Below are 12,482 nucleotides of genomic sequence, written 5' to 3' on the forward strand. Positions count from 1 at the left end.
ACCCATCGCGTCAAACACGTTGTACAAGTTGTGGACGACATTCTCCGATTGCCCGCGAACTGCCCCGATCGTGACCCCGAAAGCGCCCCTTTCCGTTCGTAAGGTCGGTTCCAACAACGGGCGTCGTAGGAGGTCAGAGCGATGAGCAAGCAGGTGCGGCTCGGAATGAGCGTGGCGGGTGCGCTGGCGCTCGCGGCCGCGTTCCTCCCTGCCCCGGCGGCGACGGCGGCAGCTGCGAGCCCGGCGCCACGCGCGGTCGCGGCCGCACCGGCCGACGACGAGCCCGCGACCATCGAGCCGCGGTTGCGCCGCCAGCTGGACGCCGCCGACACCGCCGAGCTGTGGGTCCGGTTCGACGACGCGGCCGACCTCACCGAGGCGGCCGCCGTCACCGGCTGGGCCGAGCGTGGCGCCGCGGTCGCGCAGGCGCTGCGGCAGACCGCCGAGAGCAGCCAGGCCGACGTCCGTGCCCGGCTCGACGCGGAAGGGGTGGAGTACGAGGCGTTCTGGGCCACGAACGCCATCCGCATCCCCGACGGCACCGCGAGCCTGGCCGCCGAGCTGGCCGCGCAGCCCGAGGTCGACTCCCTGCACCCGGCCCGCGCCTACGAGCTGCCCGACCCCGCCACCACGCCTGCGGCGCAGGCGCGCGCCACCGCGGCCGCCGTCGAGTGGGGCATCGCGAACATCAACGCCGACGACGTCTGGGACCAGTACGGCGCCACCGGCCAGGGCATCACCGTCGCCAGCATCGACTCCGGCGTGCAGTACGACCACCCGTCCCTGGTGGGGCAGTACCGAGGCGCCCAGCCCGACGGCAGCTTCGACCACGCCTACAACTGGTTCGACGCGCGGGGGGTGTGCGACGGCGCGCCGTGCGACGACCACGGGCACGGCACCCACACCATGGGCACGATGGCAGGCGACGACACGGGCGGCAGCGCCATCGGGGTCGCGCCGGGAGCACGCTGGATCGCCACCAACGGCTGCTGCACCGACGAAGCGCTCATCGCGTCCGGCCAGTGGCTGCTGGAGCCGACCGACCCGCACGGCGAACACCCCGACGCCGGCCGCCGGCCGCACGTCGTCAACAACTCGTGGGGCAGCGAACTCCCGTCCACCGACCCGTTCATGGAAGACATCAGCCGCGCCTGGGCGGCGTCGGGCATCTTCGCCGTCTGGGCCAACGGCAACCTCGGCCCGCGCTGCCTGACGTCCAGCTCGCCGGGCAGCCGCACCGTCAACTACTCAGTCGGCGCCTACGACGTCACCGACGCCATCGCCGGGTTCTCCGGCCGCGGCACCGGCCAGGACGGCGAGATCAAGCCGAACCTGTCCGCGCCCGGTGTCGACGTCCGGTCCGCGTGGCCGGGCGACGGCTACGTCGACGCCGACGGCACGTCCATGGCGGCGCCGCACGTCGCCGGGGCCATCGCGCTGGCGTGGTCGGCGGCGCCCGCGCTCGTCGGCGACGTCGAGACCACCATCGACCTCCTCGACGGCACCGCCCGCGACACCCCGGCCGACGAGTGCGGCGGCTCCGACGCCGACAACAACGTGTTCGGCGAGGGCCGCCTCGACGCCCTCGCGCTGCTCGATTCCGCCCCCGTCGGTGAGACCGGAACGCTGGTCACGACGGTCACCGACGCCGGCACCGGAGACGCCGTGCCGGGCGCGCTCATCACCGTCACCGGGCCAGTCGAACGGGAACGGACCACCGGCGACGACGGCGCCTACACGGTTCCGCTGCGGGTCGGCGACTACGAGGTCACGGCGTCGTCGTTCGGCTACGTGCCGCGCACGGAGTCGGTGCACGTCGCCGAGAACGAGACCGCCACCCTCGACCTCGCGCTGGACCGGCAAGACACCGTCACGGTCAGCGGCCGCGTCACCGACGGCTCCGGGCAGGGCTGGCCGCTGTACGCGCGGGTCACGGTCGACGGCATGCCCGGCGGCACCGTCTACACCTCGCCCGACGACGGCCGCTATGCCATCGAGGTCCCGGTGGGCGCGTCCTACACGCTGTCCGTCACGTCCGAGTACCCCGGCTATCAGCCGGCCACCAGCACCGTGACCGCCGCCGACGACGTCACCGCCGACGTCGCCCTGGCCCGGGTGGCCGACCGGTGCACCACCCCCGGCTACGCGTACGCCTACACCGGCGGCGGCGCCGACTTCGACCACGGCCTGCCCGACGGCTGGACCGTCACCGACGGCAACGGTTCTGGCGAGGTGTGGGCCTTCGACGACCCCTACGACAAGGGCAACCTCACCGGCGGCAGCGAAGCGTCGGCCAGCGTGCAGAGCCCTGGCCTGGGCCTCTACATCGACACCACGCTGACGACGCCGGTGTACGACCTCAGCGACGACCCCGCGCCGGCCATCGGGTTCCGGCAGGCGCTGATCCAGCTCGGCGACATCGCCGACGTCGACGTCAGCATCGACGGCGGCGCCAGCTGGCAGACGGTGCTGCAGCAGACCCGCGTCGACGAACGCGACGGCGCCGAGAAGGTCGTCCCGATCCCGCAGGCCGCCGGTCAGGCCGCCGTCCAGGTGCGGTTCCACTACCACAACGCCCGCTACAGCTCGTACTCCTGGCAGCTCGACGACGTCTATGTGGGCAGCCGCGAGTGCGTCCCGGTCGACGGCGGCCTCGTCGTCGGCGCCGTCACCGACGCGAACACCGGCGCACCGCTGACCGGAGCTCAGGTCGCTGACGCCGCGGCGCCGCTCGACCCGGTCCGGTCGGTCGCGACCAGCGGCGACCCGGCACTGGCCGATGGCTTCTACGCGCTGTTCGCCGCCGGTGCGTCGCCGCGGCTCACGGCGGGTCTGGGCCGGTACGCCGACGGCGAGGCGGTCGTCGACATCGCCGCCGGGGGAGTGACCCGGCATGACATCGCGCTGGCGGCCGGACGGCTGGAGGTGTCCGGGGGCATCGAGACCTCCCTCGAGCTGGGCGGCGCGGACGACCACACCGTCACGCTGACCAACACCGGCACCGCGCCGGTCGCCGTCCAGCTCACCGAGCGGCAGGGCGACACCACCATCCTGCGGCCCGACGGCAGCACCGCCGGCCGGGCCGAGATCGCCGCCGCGCCGGGCGCGCCGATCCTGCGGGTCGAGGGCGAGGCGTCACCGCTCGGCTACGACCCGGCCACCGACGGCCAGGCCGACCGGTCGCCGGCCGCTGTCCCGTCCTCCGGCGACGGGCCGTGGACCGACCTCGCGGCTTACCCGATCCCCGTTCTCGACAACGCGGTCGGCGAGCTCAACGGCCGGCTGTTCTCGGTCGGCGGCATCGGTGGCAGCGGCGTCCTCGACTGGGTGAGCGCCGGCTGGTCGTACGACCCCGCCACGCTGCGCTGGGAACCCATCGCCGACCTGCCGGAGGCGCGTGAAGCGCCCATGGGCGCGGTCATCGGCGACCTGTTCTACGTCACCGGCGGACGGTGGAGCGACCAACGACCCAAGAGCGACACCTGGGCCTACGACCCGCACACCGACCAGTGGACCGTCCGGGCCAACGCGCCGATGCCGGTCTACGGCGCGGGGCGGGCCGTGCTCGACGACCAGCTGTACGTCGTCGGCGGCTGCGACAACAACTGCGGACGCGACTCCGTCTACCGCTACGACCCGTCGACCGACACGTGGGCGACGCTGGCGCCGTACCCGATCACGACGTCGCGGCAGGCCTGCGCCGGCATCGACGGCCGGGTCTACTGCACCGGCGGCATCCAGCGCGACAGAAGCATCAGCGACCACACCTACGCCTACGATCCCGCCACCGACACCTGGACGCGGGTCGCCGACCTGCCGGCGGCGCGCTGGGGGATGGCCTACACCGGCGCGTCCGACGAGCTGATCGTGGCCGGCGGCTACGACGGCAGCGCCATCACGAACGAGAGCTGGGCCTACGACCCCGAGACCGACGCATGGCTCGACCTGCCGGCGCCGGCGCACGTGCTGTACCGCAGTGGCAGCACGTGCGGCCTCAACCGCGTCGGCGGCAGCGACCGCACCGGTTTCTTCCCGGTCACCACGGTCGACCAGCTCCCCACCTACGGCGACTGCCGTCCGGCCGACGTGCCCTGGCTGACGGTCGACGGCGGCGCCGCGACGTTGGCGCCGGGCGAGTCGACGCAGGTCACCCTCCGCGTCGCCGCCGACGTCGCGCAGCCGGGGACGTACTCGGGCGGGGTCTGGATCCGCGAGGACACGCCGTACGCGGTCGCCCCGGTCGACGTCTCCCTGACGGTCGACGTACCTCGCCGCTGGGGCGCCGTCGTCGGCACCGTTACCGCACCTGCCTGCGGCGACGACGGGGCGGCGGACGGTGACTCGGCGGCGGACGGCGACGCTGCACCGGTCCCGGGAGCCGGCGTGCTCGTGGACGGCCGCAGCACCGACGTCACGCTCCGCACCGACCGCGACGGCCGGTTCCTGCGCTGGATCGACCGCGCCGAGATGCCGCTGACCCTCACCACCACGGCCGACGGCTACGCGACCGACATCCGCCGGGTCCGGCCGCCCACCTCGGGACCGTCGGTGGTGGACATCGAGCTCGCCTGCGAACCGTAGCCCGCCGGGCCCGTCAGTGCGCCGACCCACCACTGACGGGCCCACCGCACCGACGCCCGCTGTGCAGACGCCCACCTCACCGAGCCGCCCCGCCTCACCAACGCCCGCTGCGCTGATGCCCGCCCGCTGACGTCCACCTCTCCGACCCGACTCGCGTCACCGACGCCCCTCACTGACTCAGGCCAGTTGGCAGTCGGTGACGCGGGTCGGTGGCGCGGGTCGGGTCGTGGCGGCGCGTCGGCGAGCCAGCCGGAACGCCACTCCGATGGTCCCGCAGCGCCCCGATGCCGGACCCCGACGGACTCTTTCCGGGCAAGAAACTCTACAGTTGCCAGATCGGAAACTCAGGGGCTAGAGTTTCCACCATGGAAACCAACGAGCACGCGTCCCAGCCGACGCCGGAGCAGGCGCGCGCCGCACTGGCCGACGCCGACGAGGTGAGGACGTCGGTGGCGGCGTTGTCGGCCACGCCGTGGCCGGTGTGGTTCGTCGTGGCGATCACGGCGATGTTCGTCGTGCTGCCGATCGCCCTCGGGGGCATGCTGGCCGAGCCCGACTGGCTGATGCCGCGGTGGGCGTGGCTGGTCACGATGCTCGCCACCGAGGTGGTGTTCGTGGCGCTCTTCGCCGTCGCGGCCAGGAACTGGCGGGCCAAGACCGGAGTGGCGCTGCGGCTGGACGTCCTGCCGAAGTGGGCCACCGTCACGGCGGCAGCCGGCCTGCCGCTGGTGGTCGTCGGCGCCGCGTACGCGTTCCGCGACACCAGGCAGCCGCTCTGGCTGTTCGGCGCCGTCGCGGTGGGGGTCGCCCTGTCCGTCGGCTTCCATCTCTGGTTCGTGCGCCTGCACGGGAAGGCGTCGTGAGCACCAACGCCGCCGACCCGCTGAGTGGCTTCAACGCCACGATCCACGCGCCCAACCGGCTGCGCATCTGCGCTCTTCTCGATGTCGCCGGCGAGGCCGAGTTCGGCGTGGTGCAGGAGCAACTGGGCGTGTCGGCGTCGGTGCTGAGCAAGCACGTCACGGTCCTCATGGAGGCCGGCTACGTCGAGCAGCGCAAGGCGGTCCGCGACACCAGGCAGCGGGTCTGGCTGGCGCTGACCCGGCAGGGACGCGCGGCGTTCCGGGCGCACCAGGCGGCCCTACGCGCGATCGTCGGCCCGTAGCGACGCGCGGAGATTCGGGCGCCACGCGTGGCCTTGTCCGCCCCGTGGCCCCGCGCGCCAACGGTGAGCAGAGGGGCCCATTCGCGTGGCGCACGCCGCCCGGCGTGGCGCACGATACGAGCCGGCGTCGCGCACGAACGGCCGTGAGCCGCGGGGGCCACTCGCACAGCGCACCGCACGGTGTGGCGCCGCTGCGGCCCTGCACGCGACCTGGCGTGGCACACCAGCGCCGCCCGGCCGGGGTGCGCGGCGAGTTGGGAACCCGCGCGGCCGGCGTGCGTCGAGCACGAGGCCGTCGGCCAGCGCGAGCGCTCGACCAGCGCGAACGCTCGGCCCGGGCAAACGCTCGGCCGGGGTGAACGCTCGGCCAGCGTGAACGCCCCGCCGCGGCGTCAGCCGAAGGGCGCCGCGTGCAGGCGCTCGGCCTCGGCGGCGTCGAGGGAGCGGGCGGCGAGCCAGGCAGCACCGGCCGCGGCGTCAGCCGAACAGCGCCGCGTGCAGGCGCTCGGCCCCGGCGGCGTCGAGGGAGCGGGCGGCGAGCCAAGCGGCACCGGCGGCACCGTCCAGCGCGACCCCGACGGCGGCCGAGGGCCAGGTGGCGGCGAGGCCGGAGCGGACCAGCCGGGCCAAGGGCGTGTCGGTGGTCAGCAGCGATCCGGCCAGCACGATCGGCGTCGCGTCGCCGGCCGTGCGGACCATCGAGGTCTGGTCGAGCAGGGTCGCGGCGGCCGCGGCGATGAGACGGTCGGCCTCGGGGTCGACGCCGGCGTGGGCGGTCACCAGTGGCGCCAGCGCGGCCAGGGCGACCGGCGGCTTGGCGTGCACCGCCAGGACGAGATCGGACACGACCTGCCGCGACGCCGGGTCGAAGTCCGTCGCACCGGTCAGGGTCTGCAGGACGGCCAGTCCCAGCGGGCCGGGCCGGGTGTGCCGGTCCAGCGCGGCCAACGCCACCTGCACCGCCGACCGCCCGAGGAAGAACCCGGACCCGAGGTCGCCGAGCAGCCAGCCGTGCGCGTCGATGATCTGCGCCGGCCGCCGGTCCGTGAACCGGGCTGCCAGCGACCCCGTCCCGGACAGCACCAGGGTCCCGTCCGGCGACGGCGTCCCCGCGACGAAGGCGGCCACGGCGTCGGCAACCACCTCGTAGGGGCAGGTCAGGCCGGCCGCGGCCCATCGCGAGGCCAGGGCAGAGGCAACCTCGGGCCGGTTCAGATTGTTGTCACCCGCCGACGCGATGACCGCCGCCCGGACGGATGCCGGGGACACCGTCGCCAGGGCCGCCGAGACGGCCGCCGACACGGCGTCCAGCGCCTTGTCCCGCGCGTGCGACGTGAGGTTGGCGCCGTCGGCACGGCCGGTCCCGAGCCGGCGCCCGGCACGGTCGATGACGACCGCCCGGGTGGACGTGCCGCCGATGTCCAGGCCGAGTGCGAGCGGCCCGCCGCTGGCCTCCGTCATCGCCACAAGAATCCTTTCCGCCCGGTCTCGCCCAGGCTGCAGCTGGGTCACGCTTCCGAAAACTCTCGCCAAACCCTTGACATCCGGCCATGGGTAGAAAGAATTCTCACCACTACGGCTCTGAGGGTCGCAGACGAAACTGACTACCACGCCGGGAGGTCGTGTGGCGGAAGGGACACTACCCACCGCGGAAGTGCCCGAGGCCGGGTCGCCCGCCGATTCCGTGCTGATGCGGATCCGGGCCGCACTGCCCGACCTGCCCGCCGCGTTGCAGCGGGTGGGTGAGCAGGTCCTGTCCGCGCCCGCCGTCGTCGCGAGGGCGACGATCCTGGAGACGGCCGAGCGGAGTGGGACGTCGGCGGCGACGGTGACGCGGTTCTGCCGCGCGCTGGGCCTGCCCGGCTACGCCGACCTGCGGCTGGCGATGGCCGAGGAGACCGGCCGCTCGTCCGCCGTCGCCGGCTGGGAGGTCGACATCGGGCGGGAGATCCTGCCGACGGACTCCCTCCAGGAGATGCTCGACCTCATCACCACCGCCGACCTGCGGGCGATCCAGGAGACCGCCGCCCAGCTGGACCTCACCGAGGTCGAGAAGGCCGCCGACGCCATCGCGGACGCCGGCCGCGTCGAGGTGTACGGCATCGGCGGCAGCGCGCTGGTCGCGGGCGAGATGCAGCTCTGCCTGCACCGCATCGGCATCCCGACGTGGTCGTGGAGCGACGTCCACGTCGGCCTGACCAGCGCCGCCCTGCTGGGCCCGAGCGACGTCGCCATCGCGGTGTCGCACTCGGGCGCCACCTACGAGACGGTCGAGATGCTGTCGGCGGCGGGCAGCCGCGGCGCCACCACCGTCGCGCTGACGAGCTACCGCAACTCCGCGCTCGCCGAGGTCGCCGACATCGTGCTGACGACGGCCATCCACGAGACGACGTTCCGGCCCGACGCCCTGGCGGCCCGGCACCCGCAGCTGATCGTGCTCGACCTGATCTACGTGGCGGTCGCGCAGCGGCGGTACGAGACGACGGGCGTCGCCCTGAACCTGACCGCACAGGCGGTCAGCGCGCACCGCGCGGTCAGCCCCGAGACGGCCCGAGCACTGAAGAAGGAGCAGCGGTGAACGACGTCAGCGCGGCCGCCTACCTGGCCCGGCTCAACGAGATCGTCGACAACGTCTCGACGACGCAGCTCGACGGGGTGCACCGCGCGGCGGACATCGTCGCCGCGGCGGTGCGCGCCGGCGGAGTGGTGCAGGCGTTCGGCACCGGGCATTCGCAGGCGACGGCGATGGAGATCGCGGGGCGCGCCGGAGGGCTCATCCCCACCAACCGGATCGCGCTGTCCGATCTGGTGATGTACGGCGGTGAGGCGCCCGAGAAGATCCTCGACCCGCGCACCGAACGCGACCCGTCGCTGGCCCAGCGGCTCTACGACCTGGCCCCGATCGAGGCACAGGATGTGTTCGTCATCGCCTCGAACTCGGGCATCAACGGTAGCATCGTCGGGATGGCGCAGGTCGCCCGTGAGAACGGGCACCCCGTCATCGCCATCGCATCCCTGGAACACGGCGCGCACGTGGAGTCGCGGCACCCGTCGGGGCGGAAGCTCACCGACCTCGCCGACGTCGTCCTCGACAACGGCGGGCCGTTCGGCGACGCCGTACTGCCGCTGCCGGGAGGCGGCGCCGTCTGCGCCGTCTCGTCCATCACTGCGGCACTCCTCGCGCAGTTGCTCACGGCGGAGGTGGTCCGCCGGCTCCTCGAGGCCGGCGACACCCCGCCCGTCTATCTCTCCGCCAACGTCCCAGGAGGAGACGTCCACAACGACGGCCTGCTGCAGCGGTACTCGGGCCGGATTCGTCGTGGTGGCTGAGGGATCGCCGGACCCACACACCATCAAGTCCAGGAGAGGTTTCACGATGTCCAGCAGCATCGAACGCACCCCTGCGGCGGCCGGAACGGACCGCCGGACCTTCCTGCAACGCGTCGCACTCACCGGCGTGGCCCTCGGGCCGGGCGCCGCCTTCCTCGCCTCCTGCGCGACGGGCGGCGGCGACGACGATGACGACAACGCGTCGCAGGCCCCGACGGGCGACGTGTCCGAGGACAACCCGCTCGGCATCCCGACCGACCAGCCCCTGCAGATCTACATCTTCGACGGCGGCTTCGGCGACGCCTACGCCACCGAGCTGCACGAGCCGATGTTCAGCGAGCGCTGGCCCGACGTCACCATCGAGCACAACGCCGCCGTCGACATCGGCGCCGAACTGCAGCCGCGCTTCGTCGCCGGCGACCCGCCGGACTTCGTCAACAACTCCGGCGACGGCCAGATGGACACCGCGACGCTGGTCTCCGACGGCCTGCTGTACGACCTCACGCCGCTGTTCGACGCGCCCAGCTGGGACGACCCGAACGTGACGGTGCGCGACAGCCTGCTGCCCGGCACCATCGAGGCCGGCACGTTCAACGGCACCCCGTACGTCCTGAACTACGCGTTCACGGTGTTCGGCACCTGGTTCAACAAGACGCTCATGGACGAGAACGGCTGGCCGGTGCCGACGACGTGGCAGGAGATGATGGACGTCTGCGCCGACATCGCCGCCACCGGCATCGCGCCGTGGGTGTACCAGGGCGTCACGGCGCCGCGGTACATGAACTGGCCGCTGCTGTCGATGGCCGCCAAGCTGGCCGGTCCGGAGATCCTCATCGCCATCGACAACCTCGAAGAGGGCGCCTGGGGCCACGAGGCGGTCAAGGAGTCGGCCGCCGCCATCCGCCAGCTGGCCGAGAACAGCTACTTCCTCCCCGGCGTCGAGGGCATGGAGTTCCGCGACGCGCAGGGCCTGTGGGCGCGCGGCCAGGCGGTGTTCTGCCCGTCGGGCTCCTGGCTGGAGAACGAGGAGGCCGACGCCATCGCCGAGAACCCGACGTTCGAGCTGGCGATGATGCCCGACCCGCTGCTCTCGCCCGATTCCGTCATGCCGCTCGAGACCGTCCGGGCCACCGCCGGCGAGCCATACATCATCCCCGCCGACGCGAAGAACCCGCTGGGCGCGATGGAGTACATGCGCGTCATGCTGTCGATGGAGGGCGCCCGCGGCTTCAGCGAGCGGGTCACCAGCCTCACGTCGGTGGCGGGGGCGTCGGACGGCGTGCAGATCGACGCGCCCGGGCTGGCGTCGGCGCAGGCCGCGCTGCAGGCCGCCGGCGACAACGTCGTCAACTGGTTCTACCCGAGCTGGTACCCGACGATGGAGAACCCCGGCATCGACCAGAACACGGCCGCGCTGCTGCGGGCCGAGATCACCGTCGACCAGTGGGTGGAGCAGAACGAGGCGGTCACGGCGTCGATCCGCGACGACGACTCCATCGTCAAGCAGACTCGCGAGTCGTAGGAGCACGGGCATGCGGCACGGCAAGTATCCCTTCATCCTGGCCTTCCTGCTGCCACCGGTCGGGATCTACGCGATCTACATGCTGTCGCCGTATCTCCAGGCCATCTACATCTCGATGACCGACTGGAGCGGCTTCACCTCGACCCAGACGTTCATCGGGTTCGACAACTACGTGGAGATGTGGCACGACGACCAGCTGCGGACAGCGTTGCGCAACAACCTGATCCTGGTGCTCGTCGTGCCCGTCCTCACCCTGCTGCTCGGCCTGTTCTTCGCGTCGATGCTCAACGTCGGCGGCCGCCGGCGCGGGGGAGCGGTGACGGGCGTGCGCGGCGCGTCGATCTACAAGGTCGTGTACTTCTTCCCGCAGGTGCTCTCCGTCGCGATCATCGGCATCGTCTTCAAGTACGTATTCGCGCCGGAGAACGCCGGCGGCATCCTCAACCGGGTGCTCGGCGCCGTCGGGCTGGACGGGCTGCAACGGCTCTGGCTGGCCGAGCCGAACTACCTGATCTGGATCGTCGTGCTCGTCATGACGTGGTCGTTCGTCGGCTTCTACGTGGTGCTGTTCTCGGCGGCGATGCAGTCGATCCCGCGCGACATCTACGAGGCGGCGCTGCTCGACGGCTCCAGCCGGCTCACCACGTTCCGCAAGATCACCGTCCCGCTGGTGTGGGACACCGTGCAGGTGGGCTGGGTGTACATGGCGATCCAGGCGATGGACGGGTTCGCGACGGTGCACATCATGCTCGGCATCAACGGCGGCGTGCAGGGCGCCGGCGACGTCCTCGGCATCGCGATGTACCGCGAGGCGTTCGCCGAGTCCGACTTCGGCTACGCCGCCGCGATCGGCGTCCTCATGCTCGTACTGACCATGCTCGTCGCCGTGGTCTTCATGCGCGGCCTGCGACGGGAGAAGGTGGAGCTGGCATGACGACGACAGAGGCGCCGCCGCGCGTGTCCGATGGCAGCGGTGGCGGAGGGGGCGGCCGCGGCCGGATGCCCGGCGTCGGCGTGGGGGAGAAGGCGGTCGGCCTGCTCAACGGCGGGTTCCTGCTGTTCTGGGGGCTCATCACGGCACTGCCGCTGCTGTGGGCGATCATGTCCGCGTTCAAGACCAACGGCGAGTTCCGCGTCGACCCGCTCGGCCTGCCGTCCGGCTTCCAGTGGGACAACTTCTCGCGGGCGTGGTCGGCGGCCAACATCGGCCAGTACTTCGTCAACAGCGTCATCGTCGTCGCGATGTCGCTGACGCTGACCATGCTGTTCGGCGCGATGGGCGCGTATGTCCTGGCCAGGTACGACTTCCCGGGCAACCGGTTCGTCTACTACCTGTTCGTCGGCGGGCTGATCCTGCCGGTCTTCCTCGCGCTCGTCCCGATGTTCTTCGTGGTCCGGAACCTCGGCAACCTGCCGGTGGTGGGGCAGTTCCTCGGGCTGAACAGCTATCTGAGCCTGGCGCTGGTGTACACCGCGTTCTCGATGCCGTTCACGGTGTTCTTCCTCACGGCGTTCTTCCGGACGCTGCCGACGTCGATCGCCGAGGCCGGGATCGTCGACGGCTGCTCACACTTCACGCTGTTCTGGAAGGTCATGCTGCCGATGGCCCGGCCCGGCATGATCAGCCTCGCCCTGTTCAACTTCCTCGGCCACTGGAACCAGTACGTGTTGCCGCTGGTCATCATGCAGGACCCGGACAAGAAGGTGCTGGCGCAGGGGCTGGGCACGCTGGCCACGAGTACCGGCTTCCGGGCCGACTGGTCGGCGCTGTTCGCCGGCCTGGTGATCGCGCTGCTGCCTGTGCTGATCGTCTACATCGTCTTCCAGAAGCAGGTGCAGGCCGGGCTGACCGCCGGGGTGCTCAAATGAGTTGACCTCAACCAT

General features: G+C 72.1%; 9 protein-coding genes. 8 read left to right on the forward strand and 1 reads right to left on the reverse strand.

The genetic code is table 11. The features are described 5' to 3' along the window. The first annotated feature begins 141 nt into the window (after positions 1 to 141). From BLU82_RS12565 to BLU82_RS12575, 3 genes are all read left to right on the forward strand, one after another. Positions 142 to 4,581: a S8 family serine peptidase gene (locus BLU82_RS12565; RefSeq protein WP_092620468.1), complete on the forward strand. Its 4,440-nt coding sequence runs from the start codon at positions 142 to 144 to the stop codon at positions 4,579 to 4,581. A 365-nt stretch (positions 4,582 to 4,946) separates the two neighbouring features. Continuing rightward, the gene (locus tag BLU82_RS12570) at positions 4,947 to 5,444 is read left to right on the forward strand and encodes a hypothetical protein (RefSeq protein ID WP_092620471.1); all 498 of its coding nucleotides are present in this window, start codon (positions 4,947 to 4,949) and stop codon (positions 5,442 to 5,444) included. After that, positions 5,441 to 5,746 carry a transcriptional regulator gene (locus BLU82_RS12575; RefSeq protein ID WP_092620475.1) on the forward strand — a complete coding sequence of 102 codons (306 nt, stop codon included), beginning with the start codon at positions 5,441 to 5,443 and terminating at the stop codon, positions 5,744 to 5,746. The genes BLU82_RS12570 and BLU82_RS12575 overlap by 4 nt, the downstream gene beginning before the upstream one ends. A gap of 477 nt (positions 5,747 to 6,223) precedes the next feature. On the opposite strand, the gene BLU82_RS12580 is transcribed toward BLU82_RS12575, so the two are convergent. Next, a complete protein-coding gene (locus BLU82_RS12580; RefSeq protein ID WP_092620478.1) occupies positions 6,224 to 7,207 on the reverse strand; it encodes an N-acetylglucosamine kinase in 984 nt (327 codons plus the stop codon). Positions 7,208 to 7,436: 229 nt separating this feature from the next. Here BLU82_RS12580 and BLU82_RS12585 point away from each other — a divergent pair, with 229 nt between their 5' ends. From BLU82_RS12585 to BLU82_RS12605, 5 genes are read left to right on the forward strand one after another with little or no spacing between them, the layout of a single operon-like run. Continuing rightward, positions 7,437 to 8,324: a MurR/RpiR family transcriptional regulator gene (locus BLU82_RS12585; RefSeq protein ID WP_083289001.1), complete on the forward strand. Its 888-nt coding sequence runs from the start codon at positions 7,437 to 7,439 to the stop codon at positions 8,322 to 8,324. Beyond that, positions 8,321 to 9,076, forward strand: a complete 756-nt coding sequence (locus tag BLU82_RS12590) for a sugar isomerase domain-containing protein (protein WP_092620481.1) — start codon at positions 8,321 to 8,323, stop codon at positions 9,074 to 9,076. The genes BLU82_RS12585 and BLU82_RS12590 overlap by 4 nt, the downstream gene beginning before the upstream one ends. Before the next feature lie 46 nt (positions 9,077 to 9,122). Next, positions 9,123 to 10,598 carry an N-acetylglucosamine/diacetylchitobiose ABC transporter substrate-binding protein gene (gene ngcE, locus BLU82_RS12595; protein WP_092620485.1) on the forward strand — a complete coding sequence of 492 codons (1,476 nt, stop codon included), beginning with the start codon at positions 9,123 to 9,125 and terminating at the stop codon, positions 10,596 to 10,598. A gap of 10 nt (positions 10,599 to 10,608) precedes the next feature. Beyond that, complete coding sequence (locus BLU82_RS12600; protein ID WP_092620488.1) at positions 10,609 to 11,532, forward strand: carbohydrate ABC transporter permease; 924 nt, start codon at positions 10,609 to 10,611, stop codon at positions 11,530 to 11,532. Beyond that, positions 11,529 to 12,467 (forward strand): carbohydrate ABC transporter permease, encoded by a 939-nt coding sequence (locus BLU82_RS12605; protein WP_092620491.1) that lies wholly within the window; start codon positions 11,529 to 11,531, stop codon positions 12,465 to 12,467. Before BLU82_RS12600 ends, BLU82_RS12605 begins: the two co-directional genes overlap by 4 nt. Positions 12,468 to 12,482 lie beyond the last annotated feature (15 nt).

It is taken from the genome of Jiangella sp. DSM 45060 (assembly GCF_900105175.1).
In the GTDB taxonomy this organism is placed as follows: domain Bacteria; phylum Actinomycetota; class Actinomycetes; order Jiangellales; family Jiangellaceae; genus Jiangella.